Source organism: Streptomyces sp. NPDC003697 (assembly GCF_053587115.1).
Window position 1 is genome coordinate 35,549 of sequence record NZ_JBSFNN010000039.1, and the last position, 25,981, is coordinate 61,529.

At 75.1% G+C, this 25,981-nt stretch carries 23 protein-coding genes and 1 pseudogene; 13 read left to right on the plus strand and 11 right to left on the minus strand.

Annotated elements, in window-relative coordinates:
- Positions 1–18: 18 nt before the first annotated feature.
- Complete coding sequence (locus tag ACWDNY_RS17505; protein WP_451646633.1) at positions 19–1,596, minus strand: glycerol-3-phosphate dehydrogenase/oxidase; 1,578 nt, start codon at positions 1,594–1,596, stop codon at positions 19–21.
- Complete coding sequence (locus ACWDNY_RS17510; RefSeq protein WP_451646634.1) at positions 1,593–2,192, minus strand: TetR/AcrR family transcriptional regulator; 600 nt, start codon at positions 2,190–2,192, stop codon at positions 1,593–1,595. The genes ACWDNY_RS17505 and ACWDNY_RS17510 overlap by 4 nt, the downstream gene beginning before the upstream one ends.
- Before the next feature lie 87 nt (positions 2,193–2,279).
- On the opposite strand from ACWDNY_RS17510, the gene ACWDNY_RS17515 reads away from it, so the two are divergent.
- Together ACWDNY_RS17515 and ACWDNY_RS17520 are read left to right on the plus strand one after the other, a co-directional pair.
- Positions 2,280–3,875 (plus strand): FAD-binding oxidoreductase, encoded by a 1,596-nt coding sequence (locus ACWDNY_RS17515; RefSeq protein ID WP_451646635.1) that lies wholly within the window; start codon positions 2,280–2,282, stop codon positions 3,873–3,875.
- A gap of 55 nt (positions 3,876–3,930) precedes the next feature.
- A complete protein-coding gene (locus ACWDNY_RS17520; RefSeq protein ID WP_451646636.1) occupies positions 3,931–4,812 on the plus strand; it encodes a YegS/Rv2252/BmrU family lipid kinase in 882 nt (293 codons plus the stop codon).
- A gap of 502 nt (positions 4,813–5,314) precedes the next feature.
- Here ACWDNY_RS17520 and ACWDNY_RS17525 read toward each other — a convergent pair.
- The gene (locus ACWDNY_RS17525; RefSeq protein ID WP_451646637.1) at positions 5,315–5,689 is read right to left on the minus strand and encodes a transglycosylase family protein; all 375 of its coding nucleotides are present in this window, start codon (positions 5,687–5,689) and stop codon (positions 5,315–5,317) included.
- A gap of 343 nt (positions 5,690–6,032) precedes the next feature.
- Here ACWDNY_RS17525 and ACWDNY_RS17530 point away from each other — a divergent pair, with 343 nt between their 5' ends.
- The 7 genes and pseudogenes from ACWDNY_RS17530 to hypE all read left to right on the plus strand — a co-directional run bounded on the left by ACWDNY_RS17530 (position 6,033) and on the right by hypE (position 14,605).
- A complete protein-coding gene (locus ACWDNY_RS17530) occupies positions 6,033–7,754 on the plus strand; it encodes a hydrogenase maturation protein (RefSeq protein WP_451646638.1) in 1,722 nt (573 codons plus the stop codon).
- A complete protein-coding gene (locus ACWDNY_RS17535; RefSeq protein ID WP_451646639.1) occupies positions 7,754–8,347 on the plus strand; it encodes a hydrogenase maturation protease in 594 nt (197 codons plus the stop codon). Before ACWDNY_RS17530 ends, ACWDNY_RS17535 begins: the two co-directional genes overlap by 1 nt.
- An 81-nt stretch (positions 8,348–8,428) precedes the next feature.
- Positions 8,429–9,163 (plus strand): annotated as a pseudogene (gene hypB / locus ACWDNY_RS17540) (hydrogenase nickel incorporation protein HypB); the annotation flags it as partial.
- Positions 9,164–9,609: 446 nt separating this feature from the next.
- Entirely contained in the window at positions 9,610–11,955 is a 2,346-nt protein-coding gene (hypF, locus tag ACWDNY_RS17545) for a carbamoyltransferase HypF (RefSeq protein ID WP_451646656.1), read from the plus strand.
- Positions 11,956–12,028: 73 nt separating this feature from the next.
- Entirely contained in the window at positions 12,029–12,373 is a 345-nt protein-coding gene (locus ACWDNY_RS17550) for a HypC/HybG/HupF family hydrogenase formation chaperone (protein WP_451646640.1), read from the plus strand.
- Entirely contained in the window at positions 12,370–13,530 is a 1,161-nt protein-coding gene (gene hypD, locus ACWDNY_RS17555) for a hydrogenase formation protein HypD (protein WP_451646641.1), read from the plus strand. The genes ACWDNY_RS17550 and hypD overlap by 4 nt, the downstream gene beginning before the upstream one ends.
- Complete coding sequence (hypE, locus tag ACWDNY_RS17560; protein WP_451646642.1) at positions 13,523–14,605, plus strand: hydrogenase expression/formation protein HypE; 1,083 nt, start codon at positions 13,523–13,525, stop codon at positions 14,603–14,605. The genes hypD and hypE overlap by 8 nt, the downstream gene beginning before the upstream one ends.
- Positions 14,606–14,738: 133 nt before the next feature.
- Here the strand turns inward: hypE and hypA are convergent, their stop codons facing one another.
- From hypA to ACWDNY_RS17600, 8 genes are all read right to left on the minus strand, one after another.
- Entirely contained in the window at positions 14,739–15,101 is a 363-nt protein-coding gene (hypA, locus tag ACWDNY_RS17565; RefSeq protein WP_451646643.1) for a hydrogenase maturation nickel metallochaperone HypA, read from the minus strand.
- A 7-nt stretch (positions 15,102–15,108) separates the two neighbouring features.
- On the minus strand, positions 15,109–15,258 hold the full coding sequence (locus tag ACWDNY_RS17570) for a hypothetical protein (protein WP_451646644.1): 150 nt from the start codon (positions 15,256–15,258) through the stop codon (positions 15,109–15,111).
- A 94-nt stretch (positions 15,259–15,352) separates the two neighbouring features.
- Positions 15,353–15,559 carry a hypothetical protein gene (locus tag ACWDNY_RS17575; protein WP_451646645.1) on the minus strand — a complete coding sequence of 69 codons (207 nt, stop codon included), beginning with the start codon at positions 15,557–15,559 and terminating at the stop codon, positions 15,353–15,355.
- A gap of 60 nt (positions 15,560–15,619) precedes the next feature.
- A complete protein-coding gene (locus tag ACWDNY_RS17580; RefSeq protein WP_451646646.1) occupies positions 15,620–16,258 on the minus strand; it encodes a DUF5947 family protein in 639 nt (212 codons plus the stop codon).
- Positions 16,255–16,854: a NifU family protein gene (locus ACWDNY_RS17585; protein WP_451646647.1), complete on the minus strand. Its 600-nt coding sequence runs from the start codon at positions 16,852–16,854 to the stop codon at positions 16,255–16,257. The genes ACWDNY_RS17580 and ACWDNY_RS17585 overlap by 4 nt, the downstream gene beginning before the upstream one ends.
- Positions 16,847–18,640, minus strand: coding sequence for a nickel-dependent hydrogenase large subunit (locus ACWDNY_RS17590; RefSeq protein WP_451646648.1), 1,794 nt, complete (start codon positions 18,638–18,640; stop codon positions 16,847–16,849). The genes ACWDNY_RS17585 and ACWDNY_RS17590 overlap by 8 nt, the downstream gene beginning before the upstream one ends.
- Positions 18,641–18,704: 64 nt before the next feature.
- Entirely contained in the window at positions 18,705–19,793 is a 1,089-nt protein-coding gene (locus tag ACWDNY_RS17595) for an NADH-quinone oxidoreductase subunit B family protein (protein WP_451646649.1), read from the minus strand.
- A 49-nt stretch (positions 19,794–19,842) separates the two neighbouring features.
- Complete coding sequence (locus ACWDNY_RS17600; protein ID WP_451646650.1) at positions 19,843–21,411, minus strand: hypothetical protein; 1,569 nt, start codon at positions 21,409–21,411, stop codon at positions 19,843–19,845.
- 260 nt (positions 21,412–21,671) lie between these two features.
- Between ACWDNY_RS17600 and ACWDNY_RS17605 the strand changes: the two genes are divergently transcribed.
- From ACWDNY_RS17605 to ACWDNY_RS17620, 4 genes are all read left to right on the plus strand, one after another.
- A complete protein-coding gene (locus ACWDNY_RS17605; RefSeq protein ID WP_451646651.1) occupies positions 21,672–22,205 on the plus strand; it encodes an MSMEG_6728 family protein in 534 nt (177 codons plus the stop codon).
- A gap of 88 nt (positions 22,206–22,293) precedes the next feature.
- Positions 22,294–23,355, plus strand: coding sequence for a YihY/virulence factor BrkB family protein (locus ACWDNY_RS17610; protein ID WP_451646652.1), 1,062 nt, complete (start codon positions 22,294–22,296; stop codon positions 23,353–23,355).
- A 212-nt stretch (positions 23,356–23,567) separates the two neighbouring features.
- Positions 23,568–25,283: a RecQ family ATP-dependent DNA helicase gene (locus ACWDNY_RS17615; RefSeq protein WP_451646653.1), complete on the plus strand. Its 1,716-nt coding sequence runs from the start codon at positions 23,568–23,570 to the stop codon at positions 25,281–25,283.
- A gap of 42 nt (positions 25,284–25,325) precedes the next feature.
- Positions 25,326–25,589: a hypothetical protein gene (locus ACWDNY_RS17620; protein ID WP_451646654.1), complete on the plus strand. Its 264-nt coding sequence runs from the start codon at positions 25,326–25,328 to the stop codon at positions 25,587–25,589.
- The last annotated feature ends 392 nt before the right edge of the window (positions 25,590–25,981 follow it).

Consider the following 25,981-nt stretch of genomic DNA (forward strand, 5'->3'; position numbering starts at 1 on the left):
CGGCGGCACCCAGGCACCTCACACCACGACCTCGCCCAGCGCCTCCCGGGCCGCCGGCAGCGCCGCCGTACGGTCGTCGGGGACCAGGCCGATGCGTGTGCGGCGGTCGAGGAGGTCGTCCTCGTCGAGCGCGCCCTCGTGGCGGACGGCCCACAGCAGCTCGCCACGGGTCACCGGATGCCCGTCCAGGACGGGTTCGCGCAGCCGCGGGTCGCGGGCGCCCAGGGCGTGGACGGCCACGGCCTCGGTGCCGTGCCGCCGGATCAGATGGCGCGGCGCCTCCAGTGCGGCGAGGACCGGCGGCGGTGCGGCGCCGACGAGGGGGAGGGCGGTGGTGCGTGAGGGCCCCGCCGTGAGGCGGCGGGCGGCGATCGCCGCGTCGACGGCGTCCTCGGCCATGCGCCGGTACGTGGTGAGCTTGCCGCCCACGACGGTGACCACGCCCTCCGGCGAGGTGAGCACCGCGTGCCTGCGCGAGATGTCGGAGGTCCGCGGCGCCGCGCCGGAGTACGCCGGGCCCGAGGTATCGAGGAGCGGACGCAGCCCGGCGAAGGCGCCGACCACGTCCCGCCGGTGGACGGGGACGTCCAGCGCGGAGTTCAGGACGTCCAGCAGGAAGCCGACGTCGGTCTCCGGTACCTCGGGGACGTCCGGGACGCCGCCCTCCACCGGCTCGTCGGTGAGCCCCACGTAGACCCGGCCGTCGCCCTGCGGCAGGACGAGGACGAAGCGGTTCGTCTCGCCGGGGACCGGGATGTGCAGCCCGGCGGGCAGGTCGCCGAGGTGCCCGGACCGCAGGACCAGATGGGTGCCCCGCGAGGGCCGGATGCGGATGCCGTCCACCAGGCCGTCCGCCCACACGCCGGTGGCGTTGATCACCGCTCGGGCCCGGATCTCGCCCTCCTCGCCGGTGCGTTCGTCCCGTATCCGGGCCCCGGCGGCGGTGAGTTCGAGCGCCCGGACCCGGGTCAGGACGCGTGCGCCGCGGGCCGCGGCGGTCCGGGCGACCGCGACGACCAGGCGCGCGTCGTCCACGAGGCGGCCGTCCCACGACAGCAGCCCGCCGCGCAGTCCGGCGCCGCGCAGCGCGGGCGCGAGGTGACGGGCCTCCACGGCGGACAGCCTCCGGGGCGCGGGCAGGGTGGCGCGGGCCGTGCGGGCCGCGAGGCGCAGGGCGTCGCCGGCCCGGAACCCGGCCCGGGCCAGCGCGGCCTGACCGGGCGAGACCAGCGGTGTCAGGGGCAGTACGAACGGCTGGGCGCGCACCAGGTGGGGGGCGGTGCGCTCCATCAGCACACCGCGTTCCACCGCGCTCTCGCGGGCCACGTCGAACTGGCCCGAGGCCAGGTAGCGCAGTCCGCCGTGGACGAGTTTGGAGCTCCAGCGGGAGGTGCCGAAGGCGAGGTCGTGGGCGTCGACGGCGGCGACCGCCAGCCCGCGGGCCGCGGCGTCCAGAGCGGCTCCGGCGCCGGTCGCGCCGAGTCCGACGACCAGGACGTCCACGGGCGGGCCGCCGGCGGTGGCGGCCAGTTCGCGCGCCCGCCGGACGGCGGTCAGGGAGGACCCCGGTGCGACCGGGCCGGTGCGGGAGGTCATGGCGTCAGGGTCCTCTCCAGGGTGGTGCGCAGCTCCGTGAGGAACGCGCCGGTGCTCAGTTCGGGGTCTTCCTCGTCGGTCATCGTCCGCAGCGACAGGGTGTAGGACTGCACCAGCAGGAGCAGCGCGCGGGCCTGCCGTCCGGCATGGTCCGGGCGCACCGATCCGTCGGCGTGCCCCTCGTGCAGAGCGTCGGCGAGCAGCCCGAGCAGGGCCTCCTGGCTGGCCCCGCGCCGGTCCAGCACGTAGGGGAGGAGCAGCTCGGGGTCGACGTCGACGATCTTCTGGAAGAGCGGATGCGCGCGGAAGGCCGCCACCCCCGCCACGAGCCCGTCGACGAGCAGGGCGCGCGTGGACGTCCCCGGGCGGCGCTCGGGCATCGCCCCCGTGGCGATCGCGATCCACTCCCGGGTCATCAGGTCGCCGACCAGGGTGCGCACGTCCGGCCAGCGCCGGTAGAGCGTCATCCGGGACACGCCCGCGCGGCGGGCCACGTCCGTCAGCGTCGTACGGCGGACGCCGACGGCCAGGACGCAGTCGCGGACGGCGTCGAGCACCGGATCGCTGTCCGAGCTGTTGTGACGAATAGGCGTCATGTGTCACAGTGTAACGCCCCGTGGGCCGCTCAGCGGGACCCGCGCGACAGAACCCGACCTTCGACACGACCGGTGAGGAACAACCCCATGGACATGCTGTGGAGTGGCTGGGGCGACCCGGCCAGGGCCACGCCGCTGCCCGGCACGGTGGTCGGGCTGTTGCGCGATCTGCTGGGGGTCAGGCCCCGCGCCACCGCACCGGTCACCCTGGACGACATCGCCGTCCCCGCCTCGCCGCTCGGCCCGGCCGCGCTCCGCGCCCTGGCCGGCGCCGTCGGCGACGAGGCCCACGTCCGCATCGACGCGGAGGCCCGCATCCGGCACACCCGGGGCAAGTCCACCCCCGACCTGCTGCGCATCCGCGAGGGCGACGTCGCCGACGTCCCGGCGGCGGTGGTGCTGCCCGCCGGCCACGACGAGGTGCTCGCCGTGCTGCGCGCCTGCGCCGAACACCACCTGGCCCTCGTGCCGTTCGGCGGTGGCACCTCCGTCGTCGGCGGCCTCGCGCCCGAGCGGCGCCGCCCGTTCGTCGCCCTGGACCTGCGCCGCATGGACGCGCTGCTCGCCCTCGACCCCGTCTCCCGCACCGCCACGCTGCAGCCCGGGCTGCGCGCCCCGCGGGCCGAGGCGCTGCTGGCCGGGCACGGCTTCACCCTGGGCCACTTCCCGCAGTCCTACGAGTGGGCCACCATCGGCGGCTTCGCCGCGGCCCGCTCCAGCGGTCAGGCCTCCGCCGGCTACGGCCGCTTCGACGACATGGTGCTCGGCCTCACCCTCGCCACCCCCGAGGGCACCCTGGACGTCGGCCGTGCCCCCCGATCGGCGGCCGGACCCGACCTGCGCCAGCTCGTCCTCGGCTCCGAGGGGGCGTTCGGCGTCATCACGTCCGTGACCGTGCGGGTGCGGCCCGCCCCGCGGGCCCGCGTTCACGAAGGCTGGCGCTTCGCCTCGTTCGAGGAGGGGGCCACCGCCCTGCGCCGCCTCGCCCAGGACGGGCCCCGGCCGACCGTGCTGCGCCTGTCCGACGAGACCGAGACGCTGATCGGCCTCGCCCAGCCCGACGCCATCGGCGCCCCGGACGGGCAGTCGGGCGCGGGCTGCCTGGCGATCGCCGGCTACGAGGGCACCGAGGAGGACACCGCACACCGCCGGGAACGGGCCGCCGCCGTGCTGCGCGCCTGCGGGGGCACGTACGCGGGGGAGGAGCCGGGCGAGCGCTGGGCCCACGGCCGGTACTCGGCGCCCTACCTGCGCGACGCCCTCCTGGACGCGGGCGCCTTCGCCGAGACCCTGGAGACCGCGGCCTTCTGGTCCCGTGTCCCCGGGCTGTACGCCGCCGTCCGCGAGGCGCTCACCACCACGCTCACCGAGGCAGGCACCCCGCCCCTGGTGATGTGCCACATCTCGCACGTCTACGAGAACGGCGCCTCCCTGTACTTCACCGTCGTCAGCGCCCAGGGCGACGACCCCGTGGCACACTGGGCGCCCGCCAAGCGCGCCGCCGGCGAGGCGATCCTCGCCGCGGGCGGCACGATCAGCCACCACCACGGCGTGGGCACCGACCACCGCGACGGGTACGTCCGGGAGGCCGGACCGCTCGGCGTCGAGGCGCTGCGGGCCGTCAAACGGCGGCTCGACCCCGAGGGCCTGCTGAACCCCGGCGTGCTCCTGCCCCTCGACTGACCCCACGCCACCCCACCGCAGCGACCAAATCGTTCCCGCCCCCGGAGGCGCACCGATGCGACAGTTCACCGCCATCGTCAACCCCACCGCGGGCGGATCCACCGGGGCCGCCGCGCTGCTGCGGGTGGCACGGCTGCTGAGGGAGGCGGGGGCCGAGCTGGAGACCGAGTACAGCACCAGCCTCCCCCACGCCCAGGAGCTCGCCCGCCGGGCCGGGGAACGGCAGCGGGTGGTCCTGGCCGTGGGGGGCGACGGCATCACCGGCGGGATCGGCGGAGCCCTCAGCGGCACGGACACCGTCCTCGGCGTCGTCCCGGCCGGCCGCGGCAACGACTTCGCGCGGGCGCTCGGTCTGCCCGCCGACCCGGCCGCACTGGCCGCGATCCTGCTGCACGGCTCCCCGCGCGCCGTCGACACCATCGAGGTGGAGTCGGCCGCCCACTCCCGCACCGTCGTGCTCGGCAGCGTGTACGCGGGCGTCGACGCGCTCGCCAACCGGCACGCCAACCACGCGAGACTGCTGCGGGGCCCCGCCTCCTACTACGCCGGCGGTCTGCGGGCCGTCGCGACCTGGCGACCGGTGGACTACCGCGTCACCGTCGACGGCGAGGAGCACGCCCACCGCGGCTACACCGTGGTGGCCGCCAACTCCGCCTACTACGGGTCGGGCCGCATGATCGCGCCCGGTGCCCGCGTCGACGACGGGCTGCTCGACCTGGTGATGATCCGGGAGGCACCGCGCAGGCTGTTCTTCACCCTGATGAACGAGCTGAAGTCCGGCACCCACGTCGGCCGCCCCGAGGTGCGGATCCTGCGGGGCCGGCGCATCCGCATCGAGGCGGACCGTGAGGTGCCCTGCGGCGCGGACGGCGAGGTCGACGCGGTGCTGCCCGTCACGGCGACGGTGCTGCCCGGGGCCCTGCACGTGCTCTGCTGACGCGCGCACACGGGCCGGGCACGGGCGAGGAGCGGGCGGGCGGTCCTCGGTGACGGACTGCCGGACAGCGCACTGCCGGACAGCGGGCCGTCGGACGGCGGGCTGTCGGACGGCGGGCTGTCAGGCGGTGGACGGTGGCCGGCGGACGGTGGACCGTCGGCGTCCCGGCGCCGGTCCGGACACCGGAGCGTGACGGCGGTTCGAACGTCGGGACCGGGGACGCCGGTCCCGGTCCGGCGTCCGTACCGCCGGATCCGTACCGCCGTCGGGCGCGTCCACGACCGGTTCCGTGCCCGGCGAGAGCCGCGGGCCCCGGGCGGCGGGTCCGGCGCCCGCCGGATACGTCCCTGGCCGGGCGGTGGGGCGTCGAGGCCTTCTCGAACACCCGCCGGGCGGCATCCGCCACCCGGGGGCCGCCGCCCCTCCCGGCCCGTCCGGCCCGGCCGCCCGGGCGCCGGGGCCGCCGGGGCCCGCGCTGCGCGCACGGGCCGCCTACGGCCCGTCAGGCGCGCCAGGCACAGCCCCAGGCCGACATGCCCTGGATGCGGGCCAGGCGTCTGGCCACGGCGATCTGCTCCCGGCGGGTGGCCAGATCCGCCCGGCGGGCGTACTTCCGGCCGCCGGCCGCGACCCAGCTGGACTGGGTGAACTGCAGCCCGCCGTAGTAGCCGTTGCCGGTGTTCGCCTTCCAGTTGCCACTCGATTCGCACGCCGCGATGGCGTCCCAGTTCGGACTGTGGCGACCGGAGGGCTGGGCGGCGGCCTCCGGTCCCGTGGCGACCGCCGCGGCGGCCGTGACGAAGAGCAGAGCCGTGCGCACTCCGCGACGGCGGGGACGACGGCGCATGGGGGTGTCGATGATCTGCTGCTGAATCATGCGCAGACCATTACATATGATGAACGGAAAGTAGCGGAGCGACACGCTCCGGTTGAACGGCACCCTCGCTGCCGCGCCGCTGCCCGAGGACCGGTTCGCGACGGTGGGCACCGGCAGCGCCGGCCGCGCCGCGGAGGACCGGCCGAACTCCCGCCGGTGGCGCCGACCAGCGCGGATCCTGCGCCACCCCACCGGACCGGCGGATCGGAACGGCACGACCGCGGCGGCGCCTGCCGAGAACCCCGGGGAATCGATCCGTATGGAGGAAGAGACCCGGCGGAGGCGGGTGAAACGCCGCGCCGGTCCTTCCGGGCAGCCGGTCCACCGGCGACCATCCCGCCTCATGGACATCCTGCTCGTCGCCAGCGCGTTCAACAGCCTGACCCAGCGTGTGTACGCCGAACTCTCCGACGGCGGACACCGGGTGGACGTCGTGCTCGCCGCGCACGGCGACGACGCGGTCCGGGCCGCCGTGCGCGACACCCGCCCGGAACTGATCATCGCGCCGATGCTGAGGACGGCTCTGCCCGAGGACGTGTGGCGGGAGCACACCTGCCTCGTCGTCCATCCCGGCCCGCCCGGGGACCGCGGCCCGTCCTCCCTCGACTGGGCGATCGCGGAGGACGCGCCCCGCTGGGGTGTGACGGTCCTGCAGGCCGAGGCCGCGATGGACGCGGGCGACATCTGGGCGGCGGCACCCTTCGAGACGGCACCCACCGGCAAGAGCGACCTGTACCGCAACGAGGTGTCCGACGCCGCCATGGCCGCCGTGTCCCTGGCCGTACGGCGCTACGGCGACGCTTCTCACAAGCCCCAGCCGCAGAGCGACCCGTCCGTCCGTGTGGTCCGGCGGGACGCGATGCGCGCCCCGCAGCGGCGGATCGACTGGGAGCGCGACAGCACCGACACGGTGCTGCGCAAGCTGCGCGGCGCCGACTCACAGCCCGGCGTCCTCGACGAACTCCTCGGCCGGGAGGTGTTCCTGCACGGCGGCCACCCGGAGGACCGGCTGCGCGGCAGGCCCGGCGAACTGCTCGCGACCCGGGCCGCAGCGGTGTGCCGGGCGACCCGCGACGGCGCCGTGTGGATCCCGGAACTCAGGCCCCGCAGGAAGTCCGGCGACCCAGCGCCCTTCAAACGGCCCGCCGCCGCCGTCCTCGCCTCGTTCCCGGACCCCCCGCGGCTGCCCGAGGCCGCCGTCCCCCTCGAACTGCCGCCCGGCAGGCGCACCTGGGCCGACATCCGCTACCGGCAGCGCGGCGACGTCGGCTTCGTGACGTTCTCCTTCCCCGGCGGGGCGATGAGCACCGACCAGTGCCGCCGGCTGCTCGCCGCCTACCGCCACGCCCTCACCCGGCCCACCCCGGTCCTGGTGCTCGGCGGGATCCGCGACTTCTTCTCCAACGGCATCCACCTGAACGTCATCGAGGCGGCCCCCGACCCGGCCGCGGAGTCGTGGACCAACCTCAACGCCATGAACGACCTGGTGGAGGCGGTGCTGCGCACCACCGACCGGCTCGTCGTCAGCGCGCTCGGCGGCAACGCCGCGGCGGGCGGCGTCATGCTCGCGCTCGCCGCGGACGAGGTGTGGTGCCGCACGGGCGCCGTCCTCAACCCGCACTACCGGCGCATGGGCCTGTACGGCTCGGAGTTCTGGACCTACAGCCTGCCCCGGCGGACCGGTCACGAGACCGCCGGGAGGCTGACGACCGAGGCCCTGCCGGTGAGCGCCGCCGCCGCGGCCGCCCTCGGCCTGGTGGACCGTCCGGTGCCCGTGCCCGCGCGGGAGTTCGCCGCCGAGACCGACCGCATGGCGGCCGCACTCGCCGCCTCCCCGGACCTGCGGCGGCGCATCGCCGCCAAGGCGGCGGCCCGCGAGCGGGACGAGGCGCTGCGGCCGCTCGCCGACCACCGCCGCGCCGAACTCGACCGCATGCGCGCCATCTTCTTCGACCCCGGGGCCCCGTACCACGCACTGCGTTCCGCGTTCGTCCGCAAGGTGCCGAGCGGCTCCCCCCGGCCACTGGCCCCGGCCGGCGCCCCGCTGGGCGGGGGCACCCGGTGATGCCGGCCCCGGCGCGCCTGCTGGTCGCGGGCGTCGGCAACATCTTCCTCGGGGACGACGCCTTCGGCCCCGAGGTGATCCGCGCCCTCGGCGCGCGCCCCCTGCCGCCGGAGGTGCGGGTGCGGGACTTCGGCATCCGCGGCCTGGACCTCGCCTACACCCTCCTGGACGGGTTCAAGGTCGTGGTCCTCGTCGACGCGGCGCCGCGCGGCCACCGCCCCGGCACCCTCTCCCTCGTCGAGCCCGACCTCCCCGGCGAGGCGGCCGCCGCGGTACCGCCGGGGGCCCACGGCATGGACCCGGCCAAGGTGCTGGCGCTGGCCGCCCGCCTGGGCGACGGCCCCCTGCCCCGGGTCCTCGTGCTCGCCTGCGAACCCGAACTGCTGCCGCGGGACGACGAGGACATCCTGCCCGGCCTCAGCGCACCGGTCCGGCAGGCCGTCGGCCGGGCCGTCGGCGCCCTGCACACGGTGGCCGCCGCCCTGCTCGCCGATCCCGTCGCCACCCCTTCGTTGGGCCGCCCGGAGGAATCCGCGCCGTCGCACACGGCCGGTCTGCCACCGTCGGCCGCCGGCCGTGCGGAACATCGGTAGCGGCGCGGCGGCCGATCCGCACCGCCCGTCCGAGCCGATGCCGCGAACCGAACCCGCGAGCCGACCCCGAGGAGCAGCGCCATGTGCCGGTCCGTCGATGTCAAGCAGGCCGTCCTGGCGAAGAACGACGACCTGGCCGCCGCGCTGCGCGCCGACCTGGCGCGGCAGGGCGTGACGGTCTTCAACCTCCTGTCCAGCCCCGGCAGCGGCAAGACCGAGCTCCTCGGACGGGTGCTGGCCCGCGCGGTCGGGCACGGCGTCCCGGTGGCCGCCCTGACCGCCGACCTGGCCACCGAGAACGACGCCCGCCGGCTGGCCCGTTCGGGCGCACCGGTGCGGCAGGTGCTGACCGACGGGCTGTGCCACCTGGAGGCCCGGCAGGTGCGCGCCCGGCTGGAGGGCTGGCTGCCGGCGGACACGGCGCTGTTGTTCGTGGAGAACGTCGGCAACCTCGTCTGCCCGGCCTCCTACGACCTCGGCGAGACGCTGCGGATCGTGCTGATGGCGGTGACCGAGGGCGAGGACAAACCGCTGAAGTACCCCACCGCCTTCGGCTCCGCGCACCTGGTCGTGCTCACCAAGACCGATCTGGCCGAGGCCGCCGGGTTCGACGAGGCGGCCTTTCGGGAGCACGTGCGGCAGGTCAACCCCGGGGTCGAGATCGTACGGACCTGCGCGCGCACCGGCGACGGCGTCGACACCCTGCTGGAGCGCGCGCTCGCCGCCCGTGACGGAGCCCCGCCGCACCGCCCGCCGCTCACACCGCGCCCGCACAGCCACGACGACGAGCGCGAGCACGACGCCGGTCACCCCCACGGCCAGGGCGCCGGTCACCCCGAGCCCGACCACGGCATCGGGCACGCGCCCGACCACGGCACCGGGCATGAGCACCCGCACGACCACGGTCACGCCGGTGGGGCCGAACACGGCCACGGCGCCGGGCTCGGGCCCGCGCTCGTGCCGGGCCACGCGCACGAGCGCGACCACACCGCCGGGCGAAGGCACGAGCACGGCCAGGACGACGAGCACGGTCACGAGCACGGCCAGGACGACGAGCACGGTCACGAGCACGGCCAGGACGACGAGCACGGTCACGAGCACGGCCAGGACGACGAGCACGGTCACGAGCACGGCCAGGACGACGAGCACGAGCACGGCCACGACCACAGCGCCGCCCCCGGCGAGCGGGCCCGCGGTGGCCGTCCCGCTCCCCGCCCCCCGGCCCCCAGCCCCACCTCGTGACCGCACCCGCCGCCGGCCGGATGCGCCGCCGGATCAGTGTGCGCGGCACGGTCCAGGGCGTGGGCTTCCGGCCGTACGTGCACCGCCTGGCCGCCGACCTCGCGCTGGCCGGCTTCGTGAGCAACACCGCCGACGGAGTGCTCATCGAGGTCGAGGGCCCGTCCCGTGACGTCGGGCACTTCTGCGACCGGCTGGCCGGACAGCCGCCGCCGCTGGCCGCCGTGACCGGCATCGGCTGGCGGGACGTGCCCGCCACCGGCACCGCCGGCCCGTTCACCATCCGGCCCTCCGAGCAGTCCCCGGGCCGCACGCAGCTCCCGCCCGACACCGCCACCTGCGCCGACTGCCTGCGGGAACTGGCCGACCCGGCCGACCCCCGGCACCGGCACCCGTTCATCACCTGCACCCACTGCGGGCCCCGCTTCACCATCGCCACGGGCATGCCGTACGACCGCGCCACCACCACCATGGCCGGTTTCCCGATGTGCGCCGCCTGCGCCCGGGAGTACGGTGATCCGGCCGACCGGCGCTTCCACGCCCAGCCCGTGGCCTGCCCCGACTGCGGCCCCCGGCTGCGCCTGGTGCCCGCGCCGGGCGGCGACGTCCGTCCCGCCCGGGACGCCGAGGCCCTGACCACCGCCCGGGCGCTGCTCGCGGCCGGGCGCATCGTCGCCGTCAAGGGGATCGGCGGCTACCACCTGGCGTGCGACGCCACCGACGCCCGCGCCGTCGCCGCCCTGCGCGCCCGCAAGGAGCGGGGCGGCAAGGCCTTCGCGGTGATGTGCGCCGATCTCGCCACCGTGCGGCGGCTCACGGACCTCTCCGAGGGCGAGCGGTGCGCGCTGACGAGCCCGCGGCGTCCCGTCGTACTGCTGCGCCGGGCGGCCCGGCCCGGGCTGCGGGTGGCCGACGAGGTCTGCCCGGGCAGCCCGCACCTCGGTGTCATGCTGCCGTACACCCCCGTGCACACGCTGCTGTTCGGACTGCCAGGTGACCCTCCCGGCCCGCGCGTGCTCGTGATGACCAGCGGCAACCGCTCCGGTCAGCCCATCGTCACGGACGACGACGAGGCACTGACCCGGCTCGCGGGGCTGGCCGACGCCTGGCTCGCCCACGACCGGCCCATCGCCGCCCCGTGCGACGACTCGCTGCTCCGGGTCCGTCCCGACGGCACCGCGCAGGTCCTCAGGCGCTCCCGCGGATACGTGCCCCGCCCGCTGCGCCTGCCGGTCGCGGTCCGCCCCACGCTCGCCGTGGGCGGCGACCTGAAGAACGCCCCGTGCCTCGGCGAGGGCGACCAGGCCTGGTTCGGGCCGCACATCGGGGACATGGGCGACCTGGCCGTGCTGGAGGCCGCCGGCCGGGCGGAGCGGCAGCTCACGCTCGTGACCGGGGTCGCCCCCGCGCACCTCGCGGCCGACCGGCACCCGGGCTACCACTCCGCGAGGTGGGCCCGCCGGCGCGCCGCCGAACTGGGGGCGCCCGCACCCGTCCTCGTCCAGCACCATCACGCGCACATCGCCTCGGCGATGGCTGAGCACGGCCTGGACGGCACCGAACCGGTCATCGGCGTCGCCTTCGACGGCACCGGGTACGGCGACGACGGCACCGTCTGGGGCGGCGAGGTGCTGCTCGCCGACTACGCCGGCCACCGGCGCCTGGCCCACCTCAGCCCCGCACCGCTGCCCGGCGGCGACGCCGGCGTGGCCAACCCGTGCCGCACGGCCCTGGCCCGGCTGTGGGCGGCCGGCCTGCCCTGGGACCCCGGCCTGCCCAGCGTCGCCGCCTGCGCCCCCGAGGAACTGGCCGTGCTGCGCAGGCAGTTGACGCGAGGGGTGGCATGCGCGCCGACCTCCAGCATGGGCCGGCTCTTCGACGCCGTGTCGTCACTCGCCGGCGTGTGCCACCGCGCGGGACACGAGGCGCAGGCCGCGCTGGAACTGGAGGCCGCGGCCGCCTCGGCCCGGGACGCGGACAAGGCGGCGTACACCTTCGGCCTGACCGGCGGCCCGGGTCCGCTCGGCTGCGACCCGGCCCCGATGCTGCGGGAGCTCCTCGCCGACCTGCGCCGCGGCACCCCCGCACCGGTGCTCGCCGCGCGCTTCCACCGCGGCGTCGCCCGGGCCGTCGTGGAGATGTGCCGGCACGCCCGCCGCGCCACCGGCCTGACCACCGTCGTGCTCAGCGGCGGTGTCTTCGCCAACGGCCTGCTGGAGCAGGAGTGCGCTGCGCTGCTCGCGGCGGACGGCTGCACCGTGCTGTGCCACGGCGAAGTCCCCCCGAACGACGGCGGGCTGGCCCTCGGCCAGCTCGTGGTCGCCGCACACCGGCGACCGGACGGGCGAGGCCCGGGACCCGCCCGGTGAACGCCCGGACCCGGAAGGCCGGCCGGGCCGCCGGACCACCGCCGGCCCAGACAGCGACGAGACGGAGTGACCCATGTGCTTGGCAGTGCCCGGCAAAGTCGTGGCCATCGACGACCGCGCCGATCCGCTCACCGGGCTGATCGACTTCGGCGGTGTGCGCAAGCAGGCGTGTCTGGAATACCTGCCCGATGTAGAAGTCGGCGAGTACGTCATCGTCCACGTCGGGTTCGCCCTGCAGCGTCTGGACGAGGAGTCGGCCCGGGCGTCCCTGGAGCTGTTCGAGCAACTGGGACTGCTGGAGGAGGAGTTCGGCGACGCCTGGGAGCAGGCGTCGCAGCAGGCCGCGACCGCCGCCCCGCACGCCCCCCGGGCGGCGGAGTGCGCGGAGCGCGGCGGGAGCGGGAGTGAGGCCCGATGAAGTACACCGACGAGTTCCACGACCCCCGGCTGGCCCGGCGGCTGCTGGACGAGATCCGCGCCACGGTCACCCGGCCCTGGGCGCTGATGGAGGTCTGCGGCGGCCAGACGCACTCGATCATCCGGCACGGCATCGACCAGTTGCTGCCCGAGGAGGTGGAACTGATCCACGGCCCCGGATGCCCGGTCTGCGTCACCCCGCTGGAGGTCATCGACAAGGCGCTGGAGATCGCCGCCCGCCCCGACGTCGTCTTCTGCTCGTTCGGGGACATGCTGCGGGTGCCGGGCACCGGCCGGGACCTGTTCCGGGTCAAGGGCGAGGGCGGTGACGTACGGGTGGTGTACTCCCCGCTCGACGCCCTGCGGCTGGCCCGCGCGCACCCCGACCGCCAGGTCGTCTTCTTCGCCATCGGCTTCGAGACGACCGCACCCGCCAACGCCATGGCCGTGCACCAGGCCCGCCGCCTGGGCCTCGGCAACTTCAGCATGCTGGTGTCCCACGTGCGGGTGCCACCGGCCATCGAGGCCATCATGACGGCCCCGTCCTGCCGGGTGCAGGGCTTCCTCGCCGCCGGGCACGTGTGCAGCGTGATGGGCACCGCCGAGTACCCCGAGCTGGCCGACCGGCACCGCGTGCCCATCGTGGTCACCGGCTTTGAACCGCTGGACATCCTCGAGGGCATCCGCTGCGCCGTGCACCAGCTCGAACGCGGCCGGCACACCGTGGAGAACGCCTACCCCCGGGCCGTCCGCGAGGCGGGCAACCCCGCCGCGCTGCGCATGATCGAGGAGGTCTTCGAGGTCGCCGACCGGTCCTGGCGCGGCATCGGACGCATCCCCGCCAGCGGCTGGCGCCTGTCGGACGCCTACCGCGCCTACGACGCCGAGCACCGCTTCGACGTCACCGGCATCCGCACCGAGGAGCCCGCCGTGTGCCGTGCCGGCGAGGTCCTGCAAGGGCTGATCAAGCCGACCGACTGCTCCGCCTTCGGCACCGCCTGCACCCCGCGCACCCCGCTCGGCGCCACCATGGTCTCCAACGAGGGCGCCTGCGCCGCCTACTACCTGTACCGGCGGATGAACGACCCGGCCCCGCGGGGCTCCCGCGTTCCGCAGGGCTCCCGCGTTCCGCAGGAGGAGAGGAACCCCGTTGGCTGAGCTCGCTGATCCACGGGCCGGCGCCCCCGTCGACCCCGCGAACTGGACCTGCCCGGCCCCCCTGCGCGACCAGGGTGTCGTGGTGATGGGCCACGGCGGGGGCGGCGCCCTGTCGGCCGAACTGATGGAGCACGTCTTCGCCCCGGCCTACGGCAACCCCACCCTGGCCGGGCTCGCCGACTCCGCCGTCCTCCGCCTCGGCGGCGCCCCGCTGGCGTTCTCCACCGACTCCTACGTCGTGCGGCCGCTGTTCTTCCCCGGCGGCAGCCTCGGCGACCTCGCCGTCAACGGCACCGTCAACGACCTCGCGATGAGCGGCGCCCGGCCCGCCTGCCTCTCCGCGGCCTTCGTGCTGGAGGAGGGCGTCGAGCTGGAGGTCGTCGGCCGGATCGCGCGGGCCATGGGGGCGGCGGCCCAGGAGGCCGGCGTCACCGTGGTGACGGGCGACACCAAGGTGGTCGAGGCCGGGCACGGCGACGGCGTCTACGTCACCACCGCCGGCATCGGGCTCGTCCCCGACGGCGTGGACATCCGTCCGCAGCGCGCCCGGCCGGGGGACGCCGTCATCGTCAGCGGCCCGATCGGCCTGCACGGCGTGGCGATCATGAGCGTGCGCGAGGGGCTGGAGTTCGGTGTCGAGGTCGCCTCCGACACCGCCCCGCTGGCGGACCTCGTGGCGGCGATGCTGGCCGTCACCCCCAACGTCCACGTGCTGCGCGACCCCACCCGCGGCGGACTCGCCGCGTCCCTGAACGAGATCGCCCGCGCCTCGGGCACCGGGGTCCGGCTGAGCGAGCGTGCCCTCCCGGTCCCGGAGGCGGTGGCCAACGCCTGCGGTTTCCTCGGCATCGACCCGCTCTACGTCGCCAACGAGGGCCGCCTGGTCGCCTTCGTGCCCCGTGCGCGGGCCGACGCCGTGCTGGAGGCGATGCGCGCCCACCCGCGGGGCACCGGCGCCGCACTCGTCGGCGAGTGCGTCGCCGAGCACCCCGGCATGGTCGTCGTCTCCACCGGCCTGGGCGGCACGCGGGTGGTGGACCTGCCGCTCGGGGAGCAGCTGCCCCGCATCTGCTGAGCACCCGCACCGCCCGCACACGACGGAACCCCGCCGGCGCGACAGGCGCCGGCGGGGTCCGGGTGTGAGTGCACTGCGTGGCGGGCGGCGGCGCGGCGGTTCGCCGGGCGGCACCGGGGAGTGCCCGCACCGCTCACGGCGGGGCCGCGGCCGGCACCGGCTCGATGGCGGTGATCTCCAGCTCCCGGCCGCTGCGCAGCTCCGCGCAGGCGCGGTCGCAGCGCGGGCACCAGAACAGCGGGGGCATGCCCACCGCGAACTCCTCGGCGCAGCCGTCGCAGTACGCCCGTGCGGGGACGTGCTCGATCTCCAGCCGGGCCCCGGCGAGTGCGGTGCCGTCGCGGGCCACCTCGAAGGCGAAGTGGAGGGCGTCGGGCACGACACCCGCCAGCTCTCCGACCCGCACGGTCACCGCCGTGACGGCACCCGCACCGTCCCGCCGGGCGAACTCACCGGCCTGCTCCACGATCGCGGTCGCGATGGACAGTTCGTGCACGGCCGGCTCACGGGTACCGTCGGCTCGCGCGGAGGCCGCCGGTCATGCGCCAGATCCTCAGCTCCCGCACGATGCCGGGGATCTCCCAGGCGATCAGTGCCACCACCAGGCCGCCCGCCACGGCGGCCTGGATCTTCACCAGCTGCCATGCGGTCATCCCGGCTCTCCTGCCCGCGTCCGCGGCGGCTGCCGCGGGCGGACACCCTGTCGTCCGTACCTTCATTCCGGTCGCCTCCTGCCGTCGGTCACAGTCATCCCGGCGAGATGTTCGGCATGCTCTCCAGGAGCGTGTCATGCCGCTTCCAGTGGATCCCGGTGGAGCGTCGCGCGTCGGAGGTGCCGTCCTCCTGGTGCCCGGTCTGGTACTCGTAGGGTCCCTTGTTGCCCTGGTGCAGACCGCGCACGTGCGTCGGGGTGTCGGGCCGCGCCTGACGCCGGCCGACTCTGATGGTGCCCATGGGGCTCTCCTTCCTCGCCTCCGCCCGCCGCCCGCGCGGCCGGCGCGGCGGAGTACGTGCTCATGACCGTTCGGTGAGGTCCTCGAAGAACCGCTGGAGGGCCGGCCACACCCGGCCGCCGCCGGACAGACCGCGCCACTCCCGCCGGACGAGGGCGACCATCCGGAAGCAGTCGTCGACCGGCGCGATCCAGTGGTGGTCGAGGCCGTGGACGGTGTTCACCAGCAGCGCCTCCACCTCGGGTTCCACGGTGCCCAGCGCCGGGCATCCGGCGACCGCCCTGCGCCAGCCGGCCGCGTCGACCTCCCACCGCATGGCCCCCGCCGGGCTCGGCCCCTGTGCGGTGACCGTGCCGTCGGTGTGCGGGACGAAGAAGACCAGCCCGACCGGCACGCCCAGGGCGGCGGTGTCCACCCCCGGCAGCCGGACGCGGCGCCGGGGGACGAGCCGGTGCCGGCCGCCGCCCGCGCCGTCGGCGGCGAACAGCACCGAGCAGGGGCCGCAGGCGCACCGCAGCTCCTGCTGCTCGGTGTCGAACAGGTGCCGGTGCTCTTCGGGGACGGGGGCGGCGCACAGGTCGCACGCCTCCTCCCACGCGGCCGCCTGCTCGGCCGGGGAGCGCACGAGCCGGGCCAGCGCACCCGCCGCGCCCTTCGCGCTCACCGTGCCCTTGGTGCCTGCGGCGCCCTGTGCGCTCACCGTGCCCCCTGCGTCCGCGGCGCGGCCCGCACCGCCAGCGTGTCCAGCGGCACGAACGCCACAGCAGCGGACCGCGGGGTCTCGGGCAGCGGCTCCACCGCCGTCAGTTCCGGAGCGACGGCGAGCACGGCCGCGCGGACCGCCTCCGTGACGCCGGGCGCCGTCCCGCCACCGCAGCCGGCACCGCACCCGCCGCCCTCGGCCAGCCGGACGCGCGCCACCCGGCCCTCCACGGCGACGAGTTCCACGTCGCCGCCGCGCTCCCGCACCGCGGGCCGCAGCCGTTCCACCGCGCGCGCCGCCCGCTGTTCGACGGACTCCGGATGGATGTCGTGCAGGACCAGCAGGTGACCCACCAGCTCGTCGTCGGCGAGGCGCCCGCCGAGGCTCTCGTCCGCCCGGTCCATGACCCGGGCCAGCGCCTCGCCGTACACCTCCGTCAGCAGCCGGACCGTCTCGACGGCCTGGCGGGCCGCCGGGCCCGGCGCGTGCTCCATGCCCGCCAGCAGCTCCTCCAGCCGGGCCAGCCGCGCCTCGACCGCCGGGTCCGTGAGACGCGCGGCCCCGGCGGCCGGGGACGGCCCGGCGTCAGCCACGGTCGGCTCCGTACGTCGGCGAGTGCAGCGTCGTCAGCGTCCTGCCCTTGCCGACGTACATGTGCACCCCGCACGGCAGGCAGGGGTCGAAGCTGCGCACCGTGCGCATGATGTCGACACCCTTGAAGTCGTCCGGGCCGTTCTCCTCGAAGACGGGCTGCCCCTGGACGGCGTCCTCGTACGGTCCCGGGGTGCCGTAGACGTCCCGGGGGCTGGCGTTCCACGGGGTGGGCGGGTACGGGTGGTAGTTGGCGATCTTCTTGTCCCGGATCACCAGGTGGTGGGACAGGACGCCGCGCACCGCCTCGTGGAAGCCGCAGCCGATCGCCTCGTCGGGGACCTCGAAGTTCTCGAACACCTTCGTCTCCCCGGCCCGGACCAGCTGCATGGCCTCCTCCACGAACTGCAGCGCCATGGCGGCCGCGTAGGCGATGAAGTACGGCCGGGCCCGGTCCCGCTCGATGGTGTTGCTCCACTGCGGGATGCGCCACTCCAGCGTCGTCTCCGGCAGTTTCTCGCCCTTGGGCAGGGAGATGCGCACGCTGTTGCCGGTGGCCTTGACGTACGGGGTGTCGACCAGCCCGCTCAGCGCGGTCGACCACAGGCGGGCGAGCGGGCCGCCGCCGGTGTCCAGGGCGAGGTGCTGGCCCGTCTCCGGGTGGTACCACCGCGGGCTCATCACCCAGCTGTACTTCTCGTCGAAGTTGCGCTTCTGCGGCACCGGGACGGTCGTCTGGTTCCACGGGTGGCGCATGTCGACGGGGTTGCCGAGCGGGTCGTGCGTGACGAACGGCTGGTCGTTGACCCAGTCCTCGTAGTAGGAGCTGCCGAGCAGGATCCGCAGACCGAGGTTGATGTCGACGAGGTTGTTGGTGACCAGCTGCCCGTCGACGACGATGCCGGGGGTGACGTACATCGCCCTGCCCCACTCGTTCATCGTGTCGTAGCGGTAGTCGACGACGTCCGGGTTCTGCCAGGCACCCCAGCAGCCGAGCAGGACGCGCCGGCGGCCGACCTCCTCGTAGCCGGGCAGGGCCTCGTAGAAGAAGTCGAAGACGTCGTCGTTCATGGCGACGGCCTTCTTGACGAAGTCGACGACCCGCATCAGCCGGGCGAGGTAGTCGGTGAACGTGTTCGGCTGCGGCATGGTGCCGACCCCGCCCGGGTACAGCGTCGACGGGTGGACGTGCCGTCCCTCCATCAGGCAGAACATCTCCCGGGTGACGCGGCTCATCCTCAGCGCCTCTTGGTACACCTCGCCCTCGAAGGGGTTGAAGGCCTTCATGATGTCGCCGATGGTCCGGTAGCCGTGGATCTCGCCCCGCGGCGCGTCGGTGCGCTCGGCGCGTGCCAGCACACCGGGGTTGGTGGCCTTGACCATCGCCTCGCAGAAGTCCACGAACACCAGGTTGTCCTGGAAGATCGTGTGGTCGAACATGTACTCGGCCGCCTCGCCGAGGTTGACGATGTGCTCGGCCAGCCGCGGCGGCTTGACGCCGTAGGCCATCTGCTGGGCGTAGTCGGAGCACGTGGTGTGGTTGTCGCCGCAGATGCCGCAGATGCGCGAGGTGATGAAACCCGCGTCACGCGGGTCCTTGCCCTTCATGAACACCGAGTAGCCGCGGAACAGCGACGAGGTGCTGTGGCACTCCACGACCTCCCGGTTGGCGAAGTCGATCTTCGTGTAGATGCCCAGGTTCCCGATGATGCGGGTGATCGGATCCCAGGACATGTCCACGAGCTGGGCGGGCTTGCGCCCGGTGGGCCGGGACTCGGTTGTGGTCATCGGCGGTACTGTCCCTCGCTGTCCGTGTTCCGTGGTGGGGTGTGGAGGAGCGGTCCTCGCGGCATCAGGCGCGCCAGTGCGGGTCGTAACCGCTCGTCAGCCTGTCCTTGTTGTGGTGCCACTTGGGTTCGTGGTTCACCAGGGCGTTCGTCAGTCCGCGCAGGCGGCGGACGACGGCCCCGTAGGGCCTGATGACCAGCGACGACAGGGTCCCGCCCGGGGGCTCGTCCATGAACGGCATGAACGCGTCGGGGAAGCTGGGCATCGTGCAGCCGATGCAGATGCCGCCCACGTTCGGGCAGCCCCCGAGGCCGGCCATCCAGCCACGCTTGGGCACGTTGCAGTTGACGACGGGACCCCAGCAGCCGGTCTTCACCAGGCACTTGGGGGAGTTGTAGTCCCTGGCGAAGCCGGCCTGCTCGTAGTAGGAGCCCCGGTCGCAGCCCTCGTGCACGGTCTTCCCGAACAGCCACTGCGGGCGCAGCATGTGGTCCAGCGGGGGCGGCGGAGCGGAACCGGCCGCGTGGTAGAGCACCCAGATCAGGGTCTCCATGAAGTTCTCCGGCTGGATGGGGCAGCCGGGCACGTTCACAATCGGCAGGCCGCCCTGGGAGGTGAAGTCCCAGCCCAGGTAGTCCGCGAGACCCATGGAACCGGTCGGGTTGCCGGCCATGGCGTGGATGCCGCCGTAGGTCGCGCAGGTACCCGCGGCCACCACCGCCCAGGCCCTGGGGGCCAGTTGGTCGATCCACCAGTTCAGGGTCTGCGGCTGGCCGGTGTCGGGGTCGTTGCCGAAGGACGTCCAGTAGCCGTCGCCCTCGATGATGTTCTGGTTGGGGACCGACCCCTCGATGACGAGGATGAACGGCGCCAGCTCGCCCTGTGCCGCCGCCCGGTAGGGCGCGAGGAAGTCCTCACCGCCCAGGCTCGGCGACAGGACCTTGTTGACCAGGTTCACCTTCGGCAGGCCGGGGATCAGGCCGAGGACGACGTCCTCGATGCCGGGCTGGCCGGCGGCCGTGAGGGAGACGGTGTCCCCGTCGCAGCTCATGCCCTCGGAGATCCAGAGAATGGTGATCTCGTCGAAGCCCTGGCGCGCCTCGGCGCGGCTGGGCTGCCGGCTGACTTCGGTGGTGCTGCTGTGAGTGGTCATGTGATCGGCCTCCGCTGCCGGGGGTCTCGGAGTCGGGCGTGTGCCGCGGTCAGGGTGCGGCGGGAGCCGGGGCCGGCGGCCCGCCGGCGGCGTCCCCCGGCCGGAACGGCTCCACTTCCTCGGGCCGGAAGTAGTGGAAGCGGCCGTACCAGCCGTTGAGCTCGGCCGCGGGATCGTCGTCGAGGGTGACGGCGAGGTGCGTGCCGCCGTCGACGTCGCGGAAGACGGCGGTGACCCGCGCGGTCCGCCCGGCCAGGAACATGTCCTGCGCGTCGGCGCCCCGGCCCCGCGGGCACAGCCGCACCCGGCTGCCGCCGCACACCGGCACACCGTCGACGACGACCGGGTCGGTCGCCGGGGACAGCCCGTCGTCGGCGCCCTCCTGCCACCAGGCGAGCCGCTCGCCGGTGGCGGCGGGGGCGGCGGTGGCGGGGGCGGCGGGCGCCAGGGAGCGGATCGCGCCGTGCAGGCGGCCGAAGACCTCCGGGGGCATCGTCTCGACCCGGTCCAGGATGCCGGCGGCGCGCGCGTCGGTCGCGCGTGCCTCGCGCTTCTCCTCGTCGGTCAGCAGCAGGGTGCGCAGGGTCAGGATCTCGTCGATCTCCGCGGCGTCGTGCAGATCGCCCGGGCTCTCCGGCGCCACTTGCGGCCGGTCGGGGAGGATGATCGGCGCCGAGAGCACGACGGCCGCGGTGCCGCCGTCCGGCTCGGCGCCGGGACCACCGGCGCCGGCCGGCGGCTCACCGCCGAGCACCGGGAAGGTGAACGCGTTGCGGCACGCGCCCGCCTGCTCCACCAGGCCCGCCGGCGGGTCGATCAGCGACACGAACTCCACTCCCTCGCCGCCGAGGAGCGTATGAGTGGCGACCAGCGCCCGGCGCAGCACCTCGTCCCGCGGCGCCCCCGGGTCGCACGCCCGTCCCGCGTGCTCGGTGCGCACCCGGAGCCGGCAGACACCGCCGGGAAGCCGCTCGGCCGCGAGGACGGTGCGCGCCCGCACCTCCTGGCGGCGCCGGACCACCCGCCCGGCGCCCTCCGGCAGCACCGTCGTCTCCCGGCCCGCCGCCGCCCGGACCGCGAGGACACGCTCGCCGTCCAGCAGGTCGTCCAGCGCGACGGCGAGGGCGGCCTCGCGCGGCACCGCCTCCTCGAAGGTCAGGTGGGTCGTCCCGTCGGCCGTCCGCAGCGACTGGACCGGACGGTGACGACCGTCCCCGTCGGCCGTCTCGACCTGCTTGTGCTGCGTCTGGAGGTAGCGCACCACGACGTGGACGACCGCGCCCGGGCGGCCCGGCAGCAGCAGGCACTCGGTCTGCTGGTACCAGGACTCGGCCGATCCCGAGACGCCGGGGACGACCGGTCCGTCGCGCTCCACCCAGTCCCGCGGCAGAAGCACACCGAACTGCCACCGGACCCGGTTCTTGGGTGACGACCGGCGATAGGGGTACAGCAGGTAGCCCTCGTAGAGGACGGCGTCGGCGACCGCGCTGATCCGCCGGAAGGCCCGCCCGATGCCGTCCGCCGGCGCGGTGCCCTCGCCGACAAGGGCACCGGCGCACGCGACCTCGCCGCCGGTACCGGCGCACGCCACGCCCTCCTCGGCCACCGCCTCGGGCATCCTGCCTCCTCGGGTCTGCTCGGGTTTGTCCGGGCGTGCCGCTGGGGACCCGTCCTCGGACTCGCACGTGCGCCATTCCTTCCACCACCGTCACACCTCTCACGCGAACTCGCCCCCTGCGCCCCACTGGTGGTGGGCCGTTCAGGGGAACGGAGGGTGGCCCGGCCCCCGGGGCCGCACCACGGGGGCGGAAGGCGCGGTGGCGGGGCGGGGGAACGCCCGGGCCGGCCGGCCACGCCTCACCCACCGCGGACGACGCCATGCAGACCTTCCTGCCGTATCCCGACTTCACGGCGTCCGCGCTGGCCCTCGACCGCCGCAGACTGGGCAAACAGCGCGTCGAGGCGTTGCAGGTGCTGCGCGGCCTGACGGTGCCCGGCCACGGATGGCGGCGGCATCCGGCCGTACGCATGTGGACGGGGTACGAGGAGGCCCTGGTCCGCTACGGCCTGGAGGTCTGCCGCGTCTGGCGCGAGCAGGGGCACCAGGACAGCTGCGCGGCCACGATGGTCGCCGACCTCGGCGTGTACCGTCCGGGCACTGCCGTGCGCGGCCAGAGCGAACTGGCGGCGGCGGGTGAGCTGCCGCCCTGGCTCGGCGACGACGCCGTGCACCGCAGCCACCGCTCCGCGCTCGTGCGCAAGGACCCCGCCACCTATCGCGCCCTCTTTCCCGACGTGCCCGACGACCTGCCGTACGTCTGGCCGGCCTCGGACCGCGAGCACCGTGACAACTGCGAGAACCGAGGGGCCTCCACGGCGGAGGAGGGGACGGGGGAGCCGGCCGGCGACTGACTCCGACGGCATGGAAACTGCCGGTCAGGGCACCGGACCAGAGGGAGCCCGCCATCGGCGGCCCCCGGCTGACGGTGTGGGAGAGCGCATGGACGTGCTGGCCCGGCTGGACCGATACCAGCGACGGCACCGCTGGGCGGGCCTGCCGTTGGCCGTGGCGTACAAGTTCTACGACGACGAGGCCGCCTACCTGGCCGCCCTGCTGACGTACTACGGCTTCATCTCCCTGTTCCCGCTGCTGCTCTTCCTGGTCGCGATGCTGGGCACCGTGCTCAGCGCCAACCCCGGGATGCAGCAGGCGGTGCTGAACTCGGCGCTGAGCGAGTTCCCGGTGATCGGCGACCAGATCGGGCACAGCATCCACTCCTTCCACGGCAGCGCGACCGCCATGGCCGTGGGCATCGCGGGCAGCGTCTACGGCGCCCTCGGTGTGGCGCAGGCGGTCCAGCACGCCCTGAACAAGATCTTCGCGGTGCCGCGGCACGCCCGCCCCGATCCGCTGCGCTCCCGGCTGAAGGGGCTGAAGTTCCTCGCGCTGCTCGCGCTGGGCCTGTGCGTCACCACCGCGCTGTCCTCGGCGGAGTCGGCGGCCAGCGTGTTCGGCACCCGGCCGGCGGGCGGTGTCCGCGTCGCCGTCGCGCTCGCGGCCGTCGCACTCAACTCGCTGCTGCTGCTCCTCAGCTATCGGCTGCTGACCCGGCGCCGGATGCCGTTGCGGCTCCTGTACGGCTCGGCCCTCGGCGGTGCGTGCGCCTGGCAGGTGCTCCAGTGGGGCGGCTCGTACTACGTGGGGCACGTGCTGCGGGGCACGACCGCTACGTACGGCATGTTCGGCATCGTGCTCGGCCTGCTGGCCTGGCTCTACCTGGGGGCGCTGGTGTACGTCGTCACGGCGGAGATCGGCGCGGTGCGGTACCTGCGGTTGTGGCCGCGCAGTCTGCTGAGCCCGTTCACCGACCGTGTGCACCTCAGCCCGGGAGACCTGCGGGCCTACCGGTCCTACGCGGCCACGGAGTCCTACAAGGGCTTCCAGAAGGTCACGGTGCACTTCGACGTGCCCCCGCACGGGCAGTTCCCGCCCACCGCGCCCTTGCCCACGCGCCTGGACGAGGACGCGGAGGACGACGGGCGGCTCCCGCCGGCCGGGTGACGCACGGGGCCCGCGCCCGCACCGGCGTACCGCACGCTGCTCGCGACCCCGCACGTACACGGCCCGCGACCCCGCACGCACGGCTCGGCGGACGCCGCCGGACGGCCGGTCGGACCGGGGGACTGGCGCGTCGGCGACCGGGGTACCCAGGGGGCGCCGCGAACCGGGCCGCCCGGTCGCCACCCGCGGCGGGAAACGAGGGAGAGATCGTCGTGGGCGGTGAGCCTGAGGAGGCGCAGCGGCGTGACGCGCGCCTGCGGGAGACGGCGGCGGAGGTGTTCGGCTGGGAGACGCTGCGGCCGGAGCAACTGGCGGCGATGCAGAGCGTGCTGGAGGGCCGGGACACCCTCATCGTCATGCCCACCGGATCGGGCAAGTCGGCCGTCTACCAGGTCCCCGGCGTCCTGCTGTCCGGCCCGGTCGTCGTGGTGTCGCCGCTGCTGGCGCTGCAGCGGGACCAGATGGCCGGGCTGCCCGGGGGCGACCGGGCCCCGGGCGCCGTCGCCGTGAACTCCGACCTCTCCGCGGCGGAGACCAGGGCCGCCTGGGAGGCGGTGGAGGAGGGCGGCGTCCGGTTCGTGTACCTCTCGCCCGAGCAACTGGCCAAGGACGACGTGGTGGAACGGCTGGCCGCGGCCCGGCCCGCCCTGTTCGTGGTGGACGAGGCGCAGTGCGTGTCCTCCTGGGGGCACGACTTCCGCCCCGACTACCTGCGCCTGGAGCAGGCGGTGCGGCGGGTGGGGCGGCCCCCGGTGCTGGCGCTGACCGCGACCGCCGCCCCGCCCGTGCGCAAGGACATCGCCGAGCGGCTGGGCATGAGCGGTCCACGGGTGCTGGTGACCGGTTTCGACCGGCCGAACATCCGGCTGGAGGTGCGCCGCTTCCAGGACGAGGACGACCGGCGCCGCGCCGTGACCGAGCGGGCCGCCGCCGAGCCGAAACCGGGCCTGGTCTACGCGGCGACCCGCAAGGACACCGAGCGCTACGCCGCCGAGCTGGCCTCCCTCGGGCTGACTGCCGAGGCCTACCACGCCGGTATGAAGGCCGCCGAACGGGAGCGGATCCACGACGCCTTCCTCTCCGGGGAGGCCGACGTCGTGGTGGCCACCTCGGCGTTCGGGATGGGCATCGACAAGGAGGACGTCCGGTTCGTGCTGCACGCGGCGCTGCCGGGTTCGCTGGACGCCTACTACCAGGAGATCGGCCGGTGCGGCCGGGACGGGGAGCCGGCCCTCGCCGTACTGCACTACCGGCCGGAGGACACCGGCATGCAGACCTACTTCGCCGGCCGCACCCCCGCCCGCGACACGGTCGCCGAGGTCGCCGACGCCGTCCACGACCACCGGCACGACCCCGCCGGCCTGGAGGAGCTGCGCCAGGACACCGGCCTGTCCCGCAACCGGGTCACCGCGGCGGTGAACCTGCTGGAGGAAGCCGGCACCGTCGCCACCGGCGAGGACGGCGAGGTCAGGCCCGTCGCCGGCACGCCCGCCGCCGACGCGGTGGAACAGGCCGCGCGGACGGCCGAGGCCCACCACCGCACCGACCGGACCCGCGTCGACATGGCCCGCGCGTACGCCGAGACGACCGGCTGCCGGCGCCACTTCCTGCTCGGCTACTTCGGTGAGGAGCACCAGGCGCCGTGCGGCAACTGCGACGTGTGCGACGAACGGGCCGCCGAGGGGGCGGACGAGGACACCGCCGCGAGCGGTCGGCCCGTGCACCCCGCCGCGGCCGAGTACCCGGCCGGCGCGCAGGTGCGCCATGGGCAGTGGGGCGACGGTACCGTGCTGAGCGAGGACGGGGACCGCATCACCGTCCTGTTCGAGGAGGCCGGTTACCGCACATTGTCGCTGGAGGCGCTGGCCGAACGCGACGACCTGCTCACGGTACGCGGACGGCCGGACGAGCACGGACCGGCGCGGTGAACGGGCCGCCCGCGCGGCGGCGCCCGTTTCCGGAGGACGAACATGACCGGTGGCGACGACCGTCGGGGTGACCGCTTCGACCGGGCGCGCAGCTCCGAGGAGTCCGGCGCCCTCTCGGGCGCCGAGAGCGACCAGCAGGAGCGCACGATCCCCGGTACGGCCAGTGCCGCGGAGGGCTACCAGGAGGAGCGGGGAACGCGGGCCGGCACGCCCCTGGAAGGCGTCGAGGCGGGGGAGAGGTCCGGGCCGGAACGGGAGGGTGAGGACCAGGAAGGGGAACCCGGCGACCCGGGTACTCCTCTCTGAGGAGGACGGAGCGAGGGACGGCCGGCTGGGGCGTGAATGCCGCGGCCGGCCGTCGCGCGGCCGGGACGATGTGCGTACGACGGCCGCCGGTGCGGGGAAGGGGAGGGCCCTTGCTGGACGGGGCGACGCGGGGGAGCCGGCGACCTGCCGGACGGGAGCGCAGACACGGGGACGCGCGGCTCCTGGGCGCGGACGGGGCACGGCCCGACGGCGCACCGTTCAGGGCCGACGGCCCGAGCGGGTTCCCTCCGGCGCGGTCGGTGCGCGCGCGGGCCGCGGCACACGGGGGACCGGTGCCGCAGACACCGGGGGCCGTGCGGCCCCCGGCCCTAGCCGTGACATTGGGGGCTCGCTGCTCCACGCTGGTTGAGAGCACCATCTCTCTGTCGACT